Annotated in this window: 18 protein-coding genes; 6 read left to right on the top strand and 12 right to left on the bottom strand. The window is 68.0% G+C overall.

Annotated features, from left to right (window positions below):
* Window positions 1-129: 129 nt before the first annotated feature.
* The 4 genes from cmrA to FOH10_RS23735 all read right to left on the bottom strand — a co-directional run bounded on the left by cmrA (window position 130) and on the right by FOH10_RS23735 (window position 4,274).
* A complete protein-coding gene (gene cmrA / locus FOH10_RS23750; RefSeq protein WP_143982392.1) occupies window positions 130-924 on the bottom strand; it encodes a mycolate reductase in 795 nt (264 codons plus the stop codon).
* 153 nt (window positions 925-1,077) lie between these two features.
* Window positions 1,078-1,653 carry a VOC family protein gene (locus tag FOH10_RS23745; protein ID WP_143982391.1) on the bottom strand — a complete coding sequence of 192 codons (576 nt, stop codon included), beginning with the start codon at window positions 1,651-1,653 and terminating at the stop codon, window positions 1,078-1,080.
* Complete coding sequence (locus FOH10_RS23740; RefSeq protein ID WP_143982390.1) at window positions 1,653-3,680, bottom strand: NADPH-dependent 2,4-dienoyl-CoA reductase; 2,028 nt, start codon at window positions 3,678-3,680, stop codon at window positions 1,653-1,655. The genes FOH10_RS23745 and FOH10_RS23740 overlap by 1 nt, the downstream gene beginning before the upstream one ends.
* 18 nt (window positions 3,681-3,698) lie before the next feature.
* Window positions 3,699-4,274 (bottom strand): PadR family transcriptional regulator, encoded by a 576-nt coding sequence (locus FOH10_RS23735; protein ID WP_143982389.1) that lies wholly within the window; start codon window positions 4,272-4,274, stop codon window positions 3,699-3,701.
* A 134-nt stretch (window positions 4,275-4,408) separates the two neighbouring features.
* Here FOH10_RS23735 and FOH10_RS23730 point away from each other — a divergent pair, with 134 nt between their 5' ends.
* Complete coding sequence (locus tag FOH10_RS23730) at window positions 4,409-5,776, top strand: MFS transporter (RefSeq protein WP_143982388.1); 1,368 nt, start codon at window positions 4,409-4,411, stop codon at window positions 5,774-5,776.
* Window positions 5,777-5,797: 21 nt separating this feature from the next.
* Complete coding sequence (locus FOH10_RS23725) at window positions 5,798-6,496, top strand: phosphoribosylanthranilate isomerase (RefSeq protein ID WP_244961350.1); 699 nt, start codon at window positions 5,798-5,800, stop codon at window positions 6,494-6,496.
* Here FOH10_RS23725 and FOH10_RS23720 read toward each other — a convergent pair.
* The 3 genes from FOH10_RS23720 to FOH10_RS23710 form a co-directional block, all read right to left on the bottom strand.
* Window positions 6,381-7,286: a DMT family transporter gene (locus FOH10_RS23720; RefSeq protein ID WP_143982387.1), complete on the bottom strand. Its 906-nt coding sequence runs from the start codon at window positions 7,284-7,286 to the stop codon at window positions 6,381-6,383. The genes FOH10_RS23725 and FOH10_RS23720 overlap by 116 nt on opposite strands.
* A 26-nt stretch (window positions 7,287-7,312) precedes the next feature.
* Entirely contained in the window at window positions 7,313-8,629 is a 1,317-nt protein-coding gene (locus tag FOH10_RS23715; RefSeq protein WP_143982386.1) for a prenyltransferase/squalene oxidase repeat-containing protein, read from the bottom strand.
* Window positions 8,630-8,776: 147 nt separating this feature from the next.
* On the bottom strand, window positions 8,777-9,397 hold the full coding sequence (locus FOH10_RS23710; protein WP_029926853.1) for a TetR family transcriptional regulator: 621 nt from the start codon (window positions 9,395-9,397) through the stop codon (window positions 8,777-8,779).
* A gap of 198 nt (window positions 9,398-9,595) precedes the next feature.
* Between FOH10_RS23710 and FOH10_RS23705 the strand changes: the two genes are divergently transcribed.
* Genes FOH10_RS23705 through FOH10_RS35835 form a run of 3 tightly spaced genes read left to right on the top strand, consistent with a single transcriptional unit; the run spans window position 9,596 to window position 12,178 of the window.
* Window positions 9,596-10,672 carry a ferredoxin reductase gene (locus tag FOH10_RS23705; protein WP_143982385.1) on the top strand — a complete coding sequence of 359 codons (1,077 nt, stop codon included), beginning with the start codon at window positions 9,596-9,598 and terminating at the stop codon, window positions 10,670-10,672.
* Between the two features lie 15 nt (window positions 10,673-10,687).
* Window positions 10,688-11,836, top strand: coding sequence for a fatty acid desaturase family protein (locus FOH10_RS23700; protein WP_143982384.1), 1,149 nt, complete (start codon window positions 10,688-10,690; stop codon window positions 11,834-11,836).
* Window positions 11,837-12,178, top strand: coding sequence for a hypothetical protein (locus FOH10_RS35835; protein WP_244961349.1), 342 nt, complete (start codon window positions 11,837-11,839; stop codon window positions 12,176-12,178).
* A gap of 70 nt (window positions 12,179-12,248) precedes the next feature.
* Here the strand turns inward: FOH10_RS35835 and FOH10_RS23690 are convergent, their stop codons facing one another.
* The gene (locus FOH10_RS23690) at window positions 12,249-12,971 is read right to left on the bottom strand and encodes a DUF4254 domain-containing protein (RefSeq protein WP_143982383.1); all 723 of its coding nucleotides are present in this window, start codon (window positions 12,969-12,971) and stop codon (window positions 12,249-12,251) included.
* A gap of 290 nt (window positions 12,972-13,261) precedes the next feature.
* Between FOH10_RS23690 and FOH10_RS23685 the strand changes: the two genes are divergently transcribed.
* Window positions 13,262-13,750, top strand: coding sequence for a hypothetical protein (locus FOH10_RS23685; RefSeq protein WP_244961348.1), 489 nt, complete (start codon window positions 13,262-13,264; stop codon window positions 13,748-13,750).
* Between the two features lie 349 nt (window positions 13,751-14,099).
* Here the strand turns inward: FOH10_RS23685 and FOH10_RS23680 are convergent, their stop codons facing one another.
* The 4 genes from FOH10_RS23680 to FOH10_RS23665 are packed head-to-tail and all read right to left on the bottom strand — an operon-like array spanning window position 14,100 to window position 18,064.
* A complete protein-coding gene (locus FOH10_RS23680) occupies window positions 14,100-14,660 on the bottom strand; it encodes a GTP-binding protein (protein ID WP_244962115.1) in 561 nt (186 codons plus the stop codon).
* Window positions 14,661-14,682: 22 nt separating this feature from the next.
* The gene (locus tag FOH10_RS23675; protein ID WP_143982381.1) at window positions 14,683-15,117 is read right to left on the bottom strand and encodes a DUF742 domain-containing protein; all 435 of its coding nucleotides are present in this window, start codon (window positions 15,115-15,117) and stop codon (window positions 14,683-14,685) included.
* Window positions 15,114-15,542, bottom strand: a complete 429-nt coding sequence (locus tag FOH10_RS23670; protein WP_143982380.1) for a roadblock/LC7 domain-containing protein — start codon at window positions 15,540-15,542, stop codon at window positions 15,114-15,116. The genes FOH10_RS23675 and FOH10_RS23670 overlap by 4 nt, the downstream gene beginning before the upstream one ends.
* Window positions 15,539-18,064: a sensor histidine kinase gene (locus tag FOH10_RS23665; protein WP_143982379.1), complete on the bottom strand. Its 2,526-nt coding sequence runs from the start codon at window positions 18,062-18,064 to the stop codon at window positions 15,539-15,541. The genes FOH10_RS23670 and FOH10_RS23665 overlap by 4 nt, the downstream gene beginning before the upstream one ends.
* Between the last annotated feature and the right edge of the window lie 167 nt (window positions 18,065-18,231).

Here is an 18,231-nt window from a genome sequence, read left to right as displayed (position 1 = left end):
TGTCGTCCCCGCCGTTCGGTATGCGGGGCCGATGTCAGGACTACGCCGGTTTCGGGGGACCGGCGCATCCGGTAACGCTGCTTTGACGGCCTCCCGGTCGATCTTGACAGATTCCTGATCCTCAGCCGGTCAGCTGCCCAGCTTCTTGTACACCGAGCCGGCGACCACCGAGGTGATGGAACGCGGGCCGAACTGCCCTGCCAGGCTCATCCCCTTGCTGAGCACGCCCGGGACGATGCGCATCCGGTTGCGGGCCAGGCCGTCGATGGAGATCTTGGCGGCGTGCGCGGCGGAGACCCAGACGAAGTCCGGGATCTTGTTGCCCACATCCTCCTGATCCGGATTGTCGGTGCGCACCGGGCCGGGGGCCAGCAGCGTGACGTGCACGCCGGTGTCCTTGAGTTCACCGCGCAGCGATTCGGAGAAGGTGTTGGTGAACGCCTTGCTCGCGGCGTAGGTGGCATTGTTCGGAATGGGCATATTGCCCGCCGCCGAACCGGTGATCAGGATGCCGCCCGCGCGCCGCGCCAGCATGCCCGGCAGCACCGCCAGGGACAGATCGTGCACGGCGACGGCATTGAGTTCCATGATGTCGCGCTCGTAGTCCAGATCCAGGTCGGCCAGCGCCCCGAAGGTGGCCACCCCGGCGTTGTTGCACAGGATCGCGATATCGCGGCCGCTGAGCTCCTTGGCCAGCGGAGCCCGCTGCTCCCGATCGGACAGGTCCACCGCCCGCACCTCGGCGATCACGCCGTACTTCTCGGTCAGCCGCTGCGCCAGCTGGTTCAGCAGATCCTCGCGCCGGGCGACGAGGATGACGTTGTAGCCGCGCGACGCGAGCTCGGTGGCGAGGGCGGTGCCGATACCGGACGAGGCTCCGGTGACGACGGCACGGTTGTCAGCGGTGGGTACGGGAAGACTCACGGTTGGCGAGCTTACCCGCCTCCCCGAATTCTCAGCGCGCGGTTGACAGCCGTCGCCAGTCGTGCACACGCGCCGGCGGTGCGTGCCGAAACCATGCTGGGCGTACCCGACGAGTTGCCCTCGCCTCACGAGATCAGTTGTCGCGTCTGCGGTCTACTTCTCCATGAAAGCAATGCCCCAGTTGACATGTCCCCGCCAGACGCTGGCGATGCGGCCGCCCTGGACCGCCGGCTTGGGGTCGCCGATGGGGCCGCCGGTGGTGCGCACGGCAGCGACCGTGGCATCCAGGTCGTCGGCCATGAAGGCGACGCCGACCAGGGCTCGGGGCAGGCCGGAGGTGACGACCTCGATGAAGGCTTCGCCGACGCGATAGAAGGCCATTTCCGGGCCGTCGGGGCCGCGCGGGTGGAAGCGGCGGCGCGGGGGCACGCCGAGGACCGCGTTCAGGTCCTCGACCGCCGTGTCCAGGTCGGGGACCCAGTAGACGATGTGGTCCACGCGGGTCACGCCGTTCGGATGCGGTGCCGCGGGCGGTGCGTCCGTCGTATCCAGCAGGGCCGGGACGTCCAACAGCGCCGGGTCGGCGTGCACCTCGTCGAAACCCCACGCGGGTTCGCCGAAGGTGCACGTCACCTGGCCGATGCGCACGGTGCCGTCGGTGACGGTGAACCCCAGTGCCGCCCAGGCCCGCTCGTCTCCGGGCAGGCCGAGGCGGGACAGCAGCGGCATTACAGCGCCGCCGCCAGACGGGTGCCCTGCTCGATGGCGCGTTTGGCGTCGAGTTCGGCGGCCAGGTCCGCACCGCCGATGAGATGCACCCGCACGCCCGCCGTCCGCAGCGGCTCCTCCAGTTCCCGCACGGATTCCTGTCCGGCGCAGAGGATCACGTTGTCGCATTCGATGACGCGCGGCCGCTCCCGCTTCTCGCCGAAGCTGATGTGCAGGCCGCGGTCGTCGATGCGCTCGTAGTTCACGCCGCCGATCTGCTCGACGCCCTTGGCCTTCACCGCCGCCCGGTGCACCCAGCCGCTGGTCTTGCCGAGCCCCTTGCCGAAGGACGAGGTCTTGCGTTGCAGCAGCACGACGTCCCGGGCGGCGGGGGAGGGCTTGGGGGTGGTGACGAATCCGCGCACGTTCTCGTCGTCGGTGACGCCCCACTCCTCCTTCCACTCGTCGAGCTTGAGGCTGGGATGCCCTTCCACGGTGAGGAATTCGCTCACGTCGAAGCCGATGCCGCCCGCGCCGATCACGGCCACCTTCTTGCCGACCGGTTTGCCGTCGCGCACCAGCTCGGCGTAGGTGAGCACCTTCGGGTGGTCGATGCCCGGAATCTTCGGAATGCGGGGCCGCACGCCGGTGGCCAGAATGACCTCGTCGTAGTTCCCGTCGATGAGCTGCTCGGCGGTGGCGCGGGTCTCCAGATGCAGGCGCACGCCCGCGACCTCGATCATCCGCGTGTAGTAGCGGATGGTCTCGTTGAACTCCTCCTTGCCCGGAATGCGCCGGGCGATGTCGAACTGGCCGCCGATCTTGTCATCGGATTCGTACAGGTCCACGTGGTGACCGCGTTGGGCCAGGCTGACCGCCGCGGAGAGTCCGGCCGGGCCCGCCCCGACCACGGCGAAGCGCCGGGTGCGCCGGGTGGGCAGCAGCTTCAGTTCGGTCTCGCGGCCCGCGCGCGGGTTCAGCAGGCAGGACACGTGTTTGGCCTGAAAGGCGTGATCGAGGCAGGCCTGGTTGCAGGCGATGCAGGTGTTGATCTCGTCGGTGCGCGCCTCCTGCGCCTTGACCACCCAGTCCGGGTCGGCCAGCAGCGGACGGGCCAGCGAGATGAGGTCGGCGTCGCCGCGGGTGAGGATCTCCTCGGCGGTCTCGGGCATATTGATGCGGTTCGACGCGCACACCGGAATACTCACGATGCCTTTGACTTTCGCGGTCCATTCCACGAACGCCGCGCGCGGCACCGAGGTGACGATGGTGGGCACGCGCGCCTCGTGCCAGCCGATGTCGGTATTGATGATGGTGGCCCCGGCGGCCTCCACATCCCTTGCGACAGCGGCGATCTCGTCCCAGGTCTGGCCGTTCTCCACGAAATCGGCCATGGAGAGCCGGAATACGATGATGAAATCCGGTCCGGTGGCCGCGCGCACCCGCTCGACGATCTCGGCGGCGATGCGGCGGCGGTTCTCGGAGCTGCCGCCCCACTTGTCCTTGCGCTTGTTGGTGCGCGGCACCAGGAACTGGTTGATGAAATAGCCCTCGCCGCCCATGATCTCGACGCCGTCGTAGCCCGCGAACTTGGCCAGCCGGGCGCAGCGCGCGTAATCGTCGATGGTCTGCTCGACGCCCTTGGACGACAGGGCGCGCGGGCGGAAGGGGTTGATCGGGGCCTTGATCGAGGAGGCCGACACACTGCCGGGCATGTACGAGTAGCGGCCCGCGTGCAGGATCTGCAGGGCGATCTTGCCGCCCTCGGCGTGTACCGCCTTGGTGATGGCGCGATGCCGGTACGCCTCGGTCTTATTGGTCAGTTTCGCGCCGAAGGGCAGCAGCCAGCCGGTGCGGTTGGGGGCGTAGCCGCCGGTGATGATGAGTCCCACACCGCCTTTGGCACGTTCGGCGAAGTAGGCGGCGAGCTTGTTGGTGTTCCACGCGCGATCCTCCAGGCCGGTGTGCATGGAACCCATCACCACCCGGTTGCGCAGGCTGGTGAATCCGAGGTCGAGTGGTTCGACGAGGTGCGGATAACTACTCATCGCTGAGCACTGCCTTTCTCAAGGCGCGGGCGACGGGGCTGTGTCGCCTCGCGGGTCCGTGTCCCGCCGCAGGGCGGCGAGGATTTCATCGCACCAGTCGACGAACCCCTCCTCGACGCGGATGCCGCCGCGCAGGACGAGGTACTGGTGCAGGGCCGTTCCGGAGAGTCGATCCGGTGCGGAGAAGTCCTTCTTCTCGAAGGCGCGATACAGCTCCAGCCGTTGGGCGTGCTGATCGCGCAGGCGGGCCACCTCGGTGCAGAGCGCGGGGATGTCGCCGTGTGAGGCGGCGCGCAGCTTCACGCCCAACTCGTTGCGCATGGGGCCGATATCCAGCGGTTCGGCGATCCAGCGGGTGAGTTCGGCTCGCCCGGCGTCGCTGACCGTGTACACCTTCTTGTCCGGTCGCCCGTCCTGTGCCACGGCCTCGGCGCTCACCCAGCCATGCTCTTCCATACGCTTGAGAACGCGGTAGATCTGCTGGTGGGTGGCGTTCCAGAAGAAACCGATGGATTTGTCGAAGCGACGCGCCAGTTCGTAGCCCGAACTGGCGCGCTCGGTCAGCGATACCAGCAACGCGTGTTCGAGGGCCATGCGCCGAGGATAACTGCGACGACTTGTACTATGCAACTCGGTGCATAGTGAGCCTGGGCACGGCCGCAGGGCCGCCGCGTGCACGGTGGCGTGTTTCCCGCCGCCGTTTCCGATTCGTCGCATACCCTGCGCTGATGGCGGAGGTTTCGGGTCAGGCGACGGTCGGGCAGGCCAGTGGCCGCGGGCAGGTGGTCGCGTGGGGGCTGTGGGACTGGGGTTCGGCGGCGTTCAATGCCGTGATCCTCACCTTCGTATTCTCGGTGTACCTCACCGACAAGGTGGGCGAGAATCTGCCCGGTGACATCTCGGCGAGCGCCTGGCTGGGGTGGGCGCTGGGGGCGGCGGGTCTGGTGGTGGCCCTCACCGCGCCGGTGAGCGGCCAGTGGTTCGACGCCACCGCCAAACGCAAACTCTCGCTGGCGATTCTGACCGGGCTGACCGTGCTGAGCATGTCGCTCATGTTCTTCGTGCGCGACGACTACCACTACCTGTGGCTGGGTCTGGTGCTGCTGGCCTTCGGCTCGGCCTTCTTCGAACTCGCGAACGTTCCCTACAACGCCATGCTGCGCCAGGTCTCCACGCCTGCCACGGTGGGCCGAGTCTCCGGATTCGGCTGGGCCATGGGCTATTTCGGCGGCATCCTGCTGCTGCTCATCTGCTATTTCGGTTTCATCAGCGGTGACGGCGATTTCCGCGGTCTGTTCGGCGTCCCCACCGATACCGGCCTGAACATCCGGCTGGTGGCGGTGCTGGCGGCCGTCTGGTTCGCCGCCTTCGCCCTGCCGGTGCTGTTCCTGGTTCCGGAGCTGCCGCGCACCGACGCCGATCCCGGTGCGGCCGTGCGGGTTCGGACCGGCAGCAGGCTGACCGGCTGGTGGCGCGCCCTGCTCACCTCGTACCGGGTGCTGTGGCGAGACCTGCGTGAACTCTGGCGCGTCGACCGCCGCACGGTCGGTTTCCTGCTGGCCAGCGCGGTCTTCCGCGACGGCCTGGCCGGCGTCTTCACCTTCGGCGCGGTCCTGGCCGTGAACGTCTACGGCATCGCCGACGCCGATGTGCTGCTGTTCGGTATCGCCGCGAACGTGGTCGCCGCCCTCGGCGCCGTCGTCGCGGGCCGTTTCGACGACCGCGTCGGCCCCAAATCCGTCATCGTGGTGTCACTGGTGTCCATGATCATCTGCGGCACCGCGCTACTCGCCGTCTCCGGCCCCCTCATGTTCTGGATCTTCGGCCTCCTGCTCACCGTCTTCGTCGGCCCCGCCCAAGCCTCCGCCCGCTCCTTCCTGGCCCGCCTCGCCCCACCCGGCCGCGAAGGCCAGATGTTCGGCCTCTACACCACCACCGGCCGAGCCGTATCCTTCCTGGCCCCCACCCTGTTCGGCCTCTTCGCCTACGCCTTCGACGCCGACCGCGCGGGCATAGTCGGCCTGCTGCTGGTGCTGGTAGCGGGCCTACTGGCCCTTCTGCCGGTGCGGCCGCCGCAGCGTGCGGAGCAGCGCTGATCGCCAAACTGGGTGGGTAGAGTGGGCCAGGTGACGATGCGTGCGAAGATCTGCGGAATTCGCTCCGAGAACGATCTGCGAATCGCGATGGCCGCCGGTGCGGATGCCATCGGATTCATCAGCGGCGTAACCCACTACAGCGAGGATGCCCTCGATGCCGACGAAGCGGCTCGGTTGTCGGGAATGACCCCGCCCTTCGTCACCCGAGTGCTGGTAACACATTTGGAGGATGCGGCCGACATCGTCGACCTGGCCTGTCGCATCGGAGTGGACGCGATCCAGGTGCACGGACTTGTCACCGACGAGACCGTGCGCCGTGTCAGGGAGCTCGCGAGCGGGCAGAAGATCCTACGAGCTGTCCATGTAACCGGTCCCGAAGCTGTCGATGTGGCGCGGCGGGTCGCGGCTGACTGTGACGCGATTCTGCTGGATTCGCGGACGGCAGAGCGCCTCGGTGGAACAGGGCGTACGCACGACTGGTCGATCAGCGCCGATATCGTGCGCGCTCTCGACGGTTCGCACTGCGCGGTGATTCTCGCGGGTGGGCTGAGGCCCGACAACGTGGGCGACGCGATCGCGGCCGTTCGCCCGTTCGGTATCGACGTCAACAGCGGGGTCGAGACCGAGACCGGAGATAAGGACGAGACGGCGTGCGCGGCCTTCGTCGCCGCCGCTCATCGAATGCCGTATCGGTTCGCACCTGCACAGCCACGGCCGTGAGCACCATGCCCCCGGCCGCCACGGTTGCCACAGTGAGACGGGTATCGGTCAGGACGGCGCCGATGATCGCGGCCGCGACGGCTTCGTTGAGCCCCACGATCCCGGCTGTCGTGGCATCCAGCGTTCGAAGCGCCCACCAGTAACAGGCGAACCCTGGGCCGAGCAGCAGTGCTCCCACCGCGACCAGTTGTATGACCGCCCACCCGGTGGGCGGTGCCGCGGCGATGGTGAGAGGTAGGGCCAGAAGCGTCGCCAGCAAAAGCTGGAGTCCAGCGGAAGCCAGCGTCGCGCGCTGTGCCGAATGCTCGGCGACGAGTGTCACGAGACCAGCCACACAGGCCGCGCTGGCCAACGCGAGGACGCACCCGACGACGATGGCGATGGTGTCCTTGGAGTCCGTTCGTCCTATGGCGACCAGGCCGATCGCCACGCCCACCAGCGTCAACTCCGTCACCACCGCCAACCCGAGCGCTCGTCTTCCCCGGACAACCTGCGACACGATGAGAATCATCGGTGCGGTCAGATGTAGTGCGACGACGACCGGGAGCGGCCCGAGACGTAGCGCCGCCACATAGAAGACGAGGTTCGCGGTCTCCAGTCCACTCAGACAGAGGAACAGCCGTCGGTCCGCGCGGAATACCCGCCACGGCCTCTCCCCACGGATCATGGCAACGCCCAGTAGTAGAAGTGCGCCACCGAAGGCCACCGGACCCGCTGCACCGATGCCGGGCACGGAGACTTCCGCCAGGAAGGCGCTGGATGCTCCCCACAGCGTCGTCGCGACGACCATCAGGACGATCGCTCGTCCACGGCCGATCACGAGAGCAGAAAGGTGACGACCGGCAGTACGACAGCCGTATAGGCGGCGAAAACGGCTGCTGCGATGCGTCCATTGGGCACGCTCGGGAGCCGTGTCGAGATGCCGGCTAATGTTCCCAATGCCACGAAAAGCACGCCCCAGACGACGAGCGCCCGGCTTCCGGCCTCGCCCAGGTCGTCGGCGAAGGCGACAGCGAGTAGCGCGATGGTCAAACCGGAAGCTCCGCCGACCGCGAGTAACGCCGCCCCGGCGTGACTGTTCATCACGAGGGCTCGGCCGCGGGTGGATATCAACCGTTGCGCATCCGCGTGGTGTACCCCATCTGCACGGCACACCAGGTCGAATACCTTTGCGGGGTTGACGCTCTCGTTCAGTGAGGTTCGGACATTCGTCATGGCCTCCATCGCCTGCGTTGTCGCGTAGGAGGTGACGAACCCGGACATGGACGTGCGGAAGCCGCCATGCTGTGCGTGTTGGCGTGTCGTTTCCTGTAGATCCAGGAGTTCGGAGAGGGCCTGCCGGACGGCCGGGTCGAAAATGGTTCGCGGATCGGCGGCCACTACCGCACCGACCGAGAGGTGCAGCGTCAGATGACGCCAAGTCTCGGACTGGTTGTCGCGCTGGAATGCCTCCTCGCCGATATGTGTTTCCTGGCGGCGCAGTCCGGCGAGGATGCGTTCCACGGAGAGGTCACGCGCCCGCTCGAATCGTTTGCCGCCCAGCGCCGATATTTCGGGCCGAGCCAGCGTGGACGCGATATGCGCGCATGCGTACAGCGGTTCGACGCGGGGGTCGCGGGCTAGCGTTGCCGAGACCAGGAACTTGATGCCGCGTTCCGCCGAGCCCATGGCTACCTCGTCCGGCTGAGCAATCCCGGTCAGTGCCCGCACCGCCGTCGCGGTCGCGGTGATCGATATCGGCCCGACTCGACTGGACATCCGCCACCCACCGCTGTCCGTATCCTGTTCGGCGATGAGTGCGTCACGGCATGCGGTGATATCGATATCTGCCGCGTCGACTCCGAGACAGCGCAGTCCACGGATCTTCCAGGCCAGATCTATGGGCGCCTGGAAGGCCCAGTCACCGCCTTCATCACGATGTACAACTGCTCGACGAACCAAACGGGAAACCTCATCGACGCGTGGTATCCGACGGCATGCTGTGGTGAGCGCACAGACGACCTCGGCGGTGTTCTGCGGATTCGGCGGTACGTCCGGTACCCACCCCCAGCCCGCTCCGCCTTGACCGTCGGGCATCTGATTGTTGTTCAGCCACTCGGTCGCAGCCCTGATCCGCTCGTCGAGACTTGACATTTCCCCTCCACGACAGCCATCCGTTCGCCTCGATAAATCTTGGTGGGCAAAGGATTTCAGGTCACTGTATCGGCAATCTGTCGATTGCCGGAGGGTTTCGTGTGTGAGCTCGTGAGTACAGTGCCGCCTGCCACACCAGCGGCGGGCTCACGGGCGCCAGGCGCTCATGCCGAGGGAGATCAGTCGGACCTGGCGGACGGCGGTGTCGATCAGGTGGGCGCGGTCGCGGGGGGCGGCGGTGATGTAGTCGGCTATGCGGGCGGCGACGGTGGAGACGATGAGGTCGGCGGCCAGTTCGAGGTCGTCGTGGGACCAGGTGTCGAGGGCGCGGATGCGGGAGAGGTCGACCACCAGTTCCCGGACGATGAGCTGTAGTTCGACGGAGATGGCGCCGCGCAGGGCGGCGGAACCGCCGTGGCGTTCGCGGAGCAGGAATCCGTAGAGATCTTCCTTGCCGTCGACTTGCTCGAAGACGAAGCGGACGGTCTCGGCCAGGCGGGCGTCGGGGGTGCGGCGCAGTTCCCGCAGGGCCAGGCGGAGTTCGCGCACGCCCTGATCGACCAGGGTGGCGCCGAGTTCGTCGAGGGAGGTGAAGTGCCGGTAGAAGGCGGTCGGCACGATGCCCGCGGAGCGGGCGATCTCGCGCAGACTCAGGGCGGCGAAACCGCGGTCGGCGGCGAGAGCGAGGGTGCCTTCGAGGAGCGCGGCGCGGGTGCGTTCCTTGCGTTCGACTCGGGTAGCTGCCTGCTCGCTCACGTCGATGAGCATACATGCGTTCACATTCAGTTCCTTCACGAGATGTCGCGTGGGTCACACGAACTGCTGGTTGCACTCGAGGCTGGGTACTCGGCAGACTAGTTCAGTGTACAGATGTGCACCGAAAAGTTGGCGAGCTAGTGCTCCCGGTGCACCGCAAGATCGACGGGGCGCGCCGAGGCGAACTCGGCGACGCGACAGGAGGCCCGCATGGTTGGACTGCTCGAACTGGTGCAGACGCTCACCAGCCCGCACCCGCTGGACCGCTACCTCGAGCTGGTGCGCCCGACCTTGACCGTGCGCGATATGCGCGCCGAGATCACCCACGTGCGCCGTCATCCGGGGCCGGGCAGCGCGGAGGGCTCGGTCACGCTGACCCTGCGTCCCACCCGGCAGTGGGCCGGACACCTGGCGGGGCAGTACGTGCAGATCGGCGTGGTCATCGACGGGGTGCGCCACACTCGCTGCTATTCACCGGTGAATACGCAGAGCCGCCGCGACCGGCATATCGAACTCACCGTCAAGGCCCACCCGAACGGCCTCGTCTCCCAGTACCTCAACGCGCACGCCATCCCCGGCATGGTGGTGGACCTGTCCCCGGCGGCGGGAGTCTTCCATCTGCCCGACCCGCGCCCGGACCGCATCGTGCTCATCAGCGGTGGCAGCGGCATCACCCCGGTGCTGTCCATGCTGCGCACCCTGGCGGCCGAGAGCTATGCCGGCCAGGTCGTCTTCCTGCATTACAACCGTTCTCCGGAAATGGTGCCGCACCGCGCCGAACTCGACGCCATCGCCATGCAGCACGGCAATGTGCGCGTCGAGCTGCTGTATCCGGAACGCGATCCGGGGCACCGCTTCTCCTACGACCAGCTGGAGGAGTTCGCCCCCTGGTTCGCCGACGCCGAGACCTACCTGTGCGGCCCGCCCGCGCTCATGAACGCGGTGCGCACCGTCTACGAGGCCGAGCAACTGGCCGACCACCTGCACAGCGAGGAGTTCACGCTCTCGGTGGCACCGGCCGATCCGGAGACCGCCGAGGGTGAGGTCACCTTCTCCGGCAGCGGCGTCACCGCCGCCAATTCCGGCGCGACCCTGCTCGAGCAGGCCGAGGCCGCCGGACTCACGCCCGAATACGGCTGCCGCATGGGGATCTGCTTCTCCTGCACGGCGGTCAAGACCAGCGGGTGCACCCGCAACCTGCGCACCGGGGAGCTCGACAGCGACCCGGATCAGCCCATCCAGCTCTGCATCAACGCCCCGGTCGGGGACGTTGACATCGCCATCTGAAAAGGAGGGTTCATCATGGCGATTCTGACCGAAACCACCGCGGGACCCCTGGTCCTGTCCGCCGAGCAGGTCGAGGAGATCGGCCACGAACTCGACGAGCTGCGCGCCCGGGTCGTCGCCGACCTGGGCGAGCGCGACCGCGAATACATCTACAAGATCATCAAGGCGCAGCGCGGCTTCGAAATCGCCGGGCGCGGCCTGATGTACCTGGGCTTCCTGCCGCCGTTCTGGCTGGCGGGCGTGGCCGCCCTGGGCGTGTCCAAGATCCTCGACAATATGGAGATCGGCCACAACGTCATGCACGGCCAGTACGACTGGATGCGTGAACCCGGTCTGAACTCGCGGGTGTTCGAGTGGGATACGGTGTGCCCCGCCGACCAGTGGAAGCACTCGCACAACTACATGCACCACACCTTCACCAACATCCACGACATGGACCGGGATATCGGCTACGGCATCCTGCGTATCGACGAGGGCCAGAAGTGGAACCCCTACTACCTCGGCAACCCCATCTACGCGTTCTGGCTGATGGTGCTGTTCGAGTGGGGCGTCATGCTGCACGACCTCGAGGCCGAGAACATCGTGCAGGGCAAGCGCAAGTGGGCGGACATCAAGCCGCTGCTGATCGGACAGTGGCGCAAGTCCGGGCGGCAGGTGCTCAAGGACTACATCGTGTTCCCGGCGCTCACCGGGCCGCTGTTCCTGTCCACACTGGCGGGCAACGCGGCCGCCAACCTGATCCGCAACGTATGGGCCTTCTCCATCATCTTCTGCGGGCACTTCCCCTCCGGCGTACAGACGTTCACCAAGGAGGAGACCGCCGAGGAGACCCGCGGTGAGTGGTACGTCCGGCAGATGCTGGGTTCGGCCAATATCACCGGCGGCAAGCTGTTCCACATCATGTCGGGCAACCTGTCGCACCAGATCGAGCACCACCTGTTCCCGGATCTGCCCGCCAACCGTTACCCGGAGATCGCGCCCCAGGTCCGCGCGCTGTGCGAGAAGTACGGCCTGCCGTACAACACCGGTCGGCTCAGCAAGCAGATCGGCTCGGTGTGGGCGAAGCTGTTCAAGCTGGCACTGCCGGACTTCCTCGTCAAGAAGTCGCCGCAGCCGGGTGTTATCGTCATGCGGCGGGGGAAGCCGAGCGAAGTGGGCGTTTAGATGATCGGAAAATTCGAGAGCAACAAGGATCTGATCCAGGAATTGACGTCGTCGGGCGCGAAGCACGTCGGCAATATCGCGAACATCATCACCGGCACCGTGGCCGAGGTGACCCGCGAGATCGGCGACTGGATCACCGACGCCATCGAGATGCGTGAGGCCGCCGCGGCCGCCGCCCGGGACGCCGAGGCGCAGCGTGCCGCGGAGGGTGATGCGGCGGGCAGTGCCGATGGTCTCGAGGGTGACGCGGATAGTGCTGCGCCGCAAGATGTCTCGCCCAAGCGTTCGCCGTCCGGCGACGTCATCGACGCCGAGGTCGTCGTCGAACCTCGCCACTACTGACCCGTCATAACGGCGCGCCACCCGGCGACGCCCCATGTCGCCGGGTCCTGCGACCGATTATCCGCGCAGGTCACCACACCGGTAGCCGACGCCGGTGCTCGGCCACGTCGGTGATCAGATCCCGGTAGCCGTCGGCCAGCTCGGCCAGGCGGTACCAGAGCAGATGAGTTTCCCGGTCGACGCCGCGCCGGCCATTGCGCCGCGCGGCGTCGTCGCCGTTCTTGGCGGTGTGTTCCCGGCCGGTGCCATTGCCTCGTGCGGAATCGTCGGCACCGCCGCGTGCGCCGTCGCCGGTGTGGACCGGTGGTCCGTCACCTCGATGGGGTCCGGTGCGTGGGCGGGGGCGGCCGTCGGCCGTGGGGGGCCGGGCGGAACTGCTGGGCATGCCCAAAGCCTGTTGTGCCGCAACCCATTTCGCCGCCATCCGATCGATGACCGCGCCCAGGGTCTCGGTGTGCAGCGAGGCTCCGCTGCGATGCGCGATATTGGCGGCCACCCAGGTGTCGATGCGTTCGACGAGTTCCGCGCGGCGGGCGTCGATGTTCTCCACGAGCTGGCTGCACTCGGCGACCCGGCGGGGAGTCGCGCCGGTGGCGTGCGCGGCCTGCTGCGCGTGGCGGCGGCATTCGTGGCATCGCACCAGCTCGTGGGCGGCATCCAGGACCTCCCGGTCCGGGCGCTCGGTGGTGACGGGTTCGCGGAAGGCGCGTAACAGGGTGGCGGGCGCGGGTAGCCGCGTCCCGGAGACCGGTAGCTCGTCCCCGAAAACCGCTGCGCCGTAGTCGGTTGTCATACTTCCACCCTCGACTGTCTGTGGTGTTGGATGCGCCAGGGCCGAGGGGGTTTCGGGGAGGGGCTCCCCTCGGCTCCGGCGCAGCCCCGTATGCCGGAACGCACAGCCCACCACTCAAACGACACGGTGAAGAAACCGGGAAATCCGCGACGATGCGATGAGAAGACTGTCCGAAATACGGGACATATTCAGGTTGGCGCGACTGTCGGAGACGCGCAACCAGCGGGCGCGCGATTCGCCGAAGCTGCCGGGGAATCGTTATACACCATTACAGGACGGTCACACACGGGGTGCGGTTCGAGGCGATTCGACACCTGAGCGCCCGGCTTGCCGGCGCGGGCGCACCACGCGCCGGGACCGTCGGCGCATGCGACCCGGTGATCGCCAGGCGCATCGATGGCAATCCGCAGGGCGTGGCGACCGGGCCGGACGGGTCCGCGGGGATAGCCTCGATATTCGTGCCAGCATACGTGTCCTCACCGGAGCTGACCTTCGGTTTCATGTTCGCTCTGGAAGACCCGGAGCGAATCGCGGAAGTGGTGCGCACGCTCATGGTTCGCCGGACCGTGTCGGTGTTCCGGCTCGCGCACCTGTCCACCGACAACGGCCCGCCGGAGCGCTATGTCGTCAACTGGGCCGCCATTCCGCAGATCTCCATCACCACCGCCGCGCCCGAGCCGGACGAGTTGCGTACCTCGGCGACGATGCTGGTCAACGCCTTCCTGGGGGAGGACGGCGAGGTGAGTCTGTATTCGGCCGGGGCGCAGCCTCCGCGATAGGCACGCACCGGCTTTCGTTACGGTGACACTACCCACAACGGGACTCAGCGATCTCTCAGCTACCGGCCAGTGCGCTGTAAGTCTGCGTCGGCAGTGTGGTCACGTCCACGGCGGGAAATCCTCGCCGGGGGCGCCATACGACAGAGAGGTTGATTCCATGATCCCGGTTATCATCGACACCGGTAGCGCCGCCCTGAACGGTCTGTTCAGCACCGGTTCGGCCGCGCTGCACGGCATTCTGAGCACCCTCTGGACGGGTTCCTTCGGCGGCTGATACCGCCCGCGAAGGGTTTTCGGGCTACCGCCCCGGATGCGAGCGCATCCGGGGCGGTCTTCGTGCGGGCGGTGTTCATCCCGCCAGCGCGGGCGCGCGGCGGCGCAGCAGGACCTGCTCCAGCAGCGCGACCAGCACCGCCTGCACCGATTTCCGGTCGCGCGCATCGCAATCCATGAGATGGATGGCCGGATCGATTTCCAGCGCCTCGCGCACCTCGTCGAGTTCGAACCGCTGCCCGGCGTCGAATCGGTTGACCGCCACCACGAATGGGGTGCCCCGCCGTTCGAAGAAGTCGAGCACCGGATAGCAGTCCTCGATCCGGTCGGTGTCCACCAGCACGACGCCGCCCAGGGCGCCGTCGAGCAGATCGTCCCAGAGGAATTCGAAGCGCTCCTGGCCGGGCGTGCCGAACAGGTACAGCACCAGGGAGCGGTCCAGGGTGAGGCGGCCGAAGTCGAGTGCCACCGTGGTGGTGGTCTTGCCGGTGTCGCGGCCGGGAGTGTCCACGCCCACCGAGACCTCGGTCATGGCGGCCTCGGTGGCCAGCGGCTCGATCTCGGAGATGGCCCCGATGAAGGTGGTCTTGCCGACCCCGAAACCGCCGCTCACGACGATCTTCACGGAGGAGGCCAGGGCGGGTGCGGCGGTGACGTGCTCAGAGTGCCCGGACAAGGTCCCGGATCCTTTCGATGGCGGCGGTGGACAGTTCATCGGCCCCGCTGACCGATACGTGGCCCGCGCTCACCAGATCGCTGACCAGCACGCGGGCGACGCCGACCGGAACCCGCAGGGCCGCGCCGATTTCGGCGATGGAGTGAGTGTGCTGACACAGCCGCACCACGCGTTCGAGTTCGAAGCGCAGCGGGGCGGACAGCGCGGCGGGGGTGGCGCGAACCAGGGTCTCCAGGCGCAGACCGTCCACCAGCGGGGTGGTGCGGCCCGCGGTCACCATGAACGGGCGTACCACGAGTTCGTCGGCGGGGTCGGGGCGGACTTGACTGTCGCGCGGGGCGGTGGTGGGCCGAGCCCAGCCCGCGGGCTGGTTCAGCGCGATCATGCGGGGGTCCGGGAGCCGTTGCCGATCGTTCATCGCGACAGCGACTCTCTCAGTTCGCTGATGAGCGCCGGGGTGAGCAGCGCTCCGGCGCGGTCGGCCAGCACCGCCATCTGATAGCCGACCAGTCCGACATCGCAGGTGCTGTCGGCGATGACGCCGACGCTGCTGCCGTCGGCCATGGCGGAGACGAGCAGGAAGCCCCGGCCCATCTCGATCATGATGAGCCGGAGGCCGTCGAAATCATAACTGCGGGAGGCGCTTCGGCTCAGACTGGTGAGTCCGGAGACGATGGCGGCGAGTCGGTCGGCGCCGGTGCGGTCCAGTCCGGCCGACATGGCCATGAGCAGTCCGTCCGAGGACACCGCGACGGCGTCGCGCACCCCGTCGGTGGTGCGGACGAAGTCGGCGAGCAGCCAGTTGAAGGTGTGCGGATCGGTCTCGGTGTAGTGGGTGGTCACCTGCGGTCCTCCTGGGTGTTCGACGCGCCGCGCTGATGCCCGGCACGAAATCCGGCGAGGATGCCGCGCACCTCGTCGGGGGAGCGTTGTGCGAGCGCGGCGCTGGGCTGCCGGGTCGGCGCGGGGTGCACGCTCTCCGCCGCACCGGTGTGCCCCCGAGCCTTCCGGTTCCGCTTGACGAGCCCGTTTCGAGTGCGTTGCACCTCCGTGCCGTTCGCCTCGTCCGCAATCCGAGAAGCGTTGCCCGGCAGCGGGTTCGTCGCCTCCACTACCGGGGACGGGTCCGCTGTCCGATCGGTCGGTGCTTGGTCGAGTGGGAACGACTGTCGCTCGCAGGTGGCCGCGCCGTTGGTCGCGGGGGCGGACCGGTGCCCGGTCGTCGAGGCGACAGGTCCGGGCCGGTGGTGGCGGCCAGGGGTCGGCCACGCCGGGTTCGCCGACCCCGGAGCGTCCCCCGACTGCCGCACCGGCGCGGGCGAGTCCTCGGACACGTGCGGCAGGATGGCCGCGCCGTCCGATTCCCGTGTCAACGGTGCGCTGATCTTCTGGGGCGCAGTGTCTTTCGCCGTCAGGGCGGGTTGCTCCGCGCGCTGGTCCACCACCAGATCCGGCGGCAGCAGCAGTCGTGCCACCACGCCGCTGACCGGCGAGATGGTGAGCTCCACCTGCACGCCGAGGCGGCGGGCGAGGCGGCCGACCACGTAGTGGCCGAGGAAGCGGGTGGGGGCGACCAGGAAGTCGGCCTCGCCGCGCAGGCGGGCATTGGCGATGGCGAGCTGGTCCGGCGGCATGCCGACGCCGTGGTCGACGATGGCGATCAGGTAGCGCTGGCCGGTCCGCCGCCCGTAGATCTCCACCTCCAGATCCGGTGGGGAGAAGGACAATCCGTTCTCGATGAGTTCGGCGAGCATATGCGCCACCTCGCTGACCGCCGAGCCGACGACGGCGATCTCGTCCACCCGCCGCAGCACCACCCGGCGGTAGTCGTCCACCTCGGACAGCCCGGCCCGGATCACATCGCTGAGCGGAATGGGCTCCGACCAGCGCCGCGGGCTGGCCTCCCCGACCAGTACGAGCAGGCTTTCGGCATTGCGGCGCATGCGCGTGGCCAGATGGTCGAGTTCGAACAGGTTGGACAGTGCGGTGGGATCCAGTTCCGCCCGCTCGAATTCACTGATCAGCCCGAGCTGGCGACGCACCAGATTCTGATTGCGCCGGCCCAGATTCGCCAGGGATTCGGTGGTATTGCGCCGCAGCAGCGCCTGTTCCGAGGCCAGGTCGAAGGCGGTGGTCTGGACGCGGTCGAGAGCCTGTGCCACCGAGACGATTTCCTCGCCCGCCCCGGCACTGACCCGTACCGGTGGCGGCGGCGCGGGGTCCGCGTCCGCATCCCGGTGCCAGGCCGCGATGAGTTCCGGCAGCCGGTGACCCGCCACATCGTCGGCTTCCGACGCCAGTCGCGCCAGCGGCCGCACGATGGAGCGCACAGTGGCCACCACCAGCGCTACCAGTGCCAGCACGGCCAGCAGCGCCGCGAGCACGTACCCGCCGAGCAGCAGCGCGGCCCGGTCCCGCAGGGTGTCGGCGCGAGCGCGGATATCGGCTGCGACCGACTGCTGCACCTCGTGTTCGAGGTCGACGACGGCCGTCATCTGTCGCCACCAGTCGGCGGTGCTCACCGGTTCCAGCAGCGGTCCCGCGGTGGACGCGATGGCGACGGCCTCGGCAGCGCCGGCACCGACCGCGTCCTCGGAACGCATGGCGGCGATGAGCAGGGCGCGCTGCTCGGGAGTGGCGTCGCGGTCGAAGGCGGTGATCGCGGCCTGTTTGGCGGCCCGGATATCGAGGAACCGCACGTATTCGCCCGGTTCGAAGCCGCCCGCGGCGAAGACGCCGTGCAGGAACCCGCGCTCCTGTCCGGTGTATTCCTTGGCGTCGCCGAGTGCGTACAGCGCCTGGAGTCCGTGCCACAGTTCGGTGTCCCGGGCCTTGTCGAGTCCGGGCCGGGCCTGGTTCAGTGCGGTGATGGCGCCGGTATAGAACTGGAAGGAAGCCGAGCGGTCGATGCGGCGGGCGTCGACATCGGCACGGTTGGCGCTCAATCCGGCCACGTGCGTGAGTGCCGAACGCACCTGATCGGCACCGGCGGGCCGCGCGGCCACCGCGCGTTCGAGCGCCAGCAGGGCGTTGTCGGTGGCGGCGCGCTGCTGCTCCACTACCGGCCGCAGCGAATCGTCGCCGCCCTGAAGCCCATTGGTGAGGCCGCGCTCGCGCTGCGCCTCGTGGACCAGATCCTGGACCGCCAGGGCGAGGGTGACCGCCCGTACGGTCGACCCGGTGTCGCGGTAGGCCGCGACCTCCCGGGAGATGATGATCGCGAGCAGTCCGAGCACCATCGCCACCGATACCAGCAGGATGCGCCGCAGCCGGGCGCGGATCGTGCGCGGACGTACCAGTGCCGTTGCCGGCGCGCGCTTCCCGCTACCGTTCGGCAGCAATGCCGCAGGTCGGAATAACACCATTCGACTCCTGCTCGATCGGTTACCGTGTCGAGGACGGCATGTCACATGCGCACACGATCCTGCTCGGGCGGGATGTGGAGTTCGGGTCCGGCGGGAAACAACGAGATGTCCATCGGCTCACCGCCGTGTCGGCGGTACGCGAGAGCCGTGGCGGTTCGGCCGGTCGC

It is taken from the genome of Nocardia otitidiscaviarum (genome assembly GCF_007362295.1).
GTDB classification, from domain to species: Bacteria; Actinomycetota; Actinomycetes; order Mycobacteriales; family Mycobacteriaceae; genus Nocardia; species Nocardia otitidiscaviarum.
Note: the sequence above shows the minus strand (reverse complement) of the source record. Positions and strands in the feature narration are given on the sequence as shown.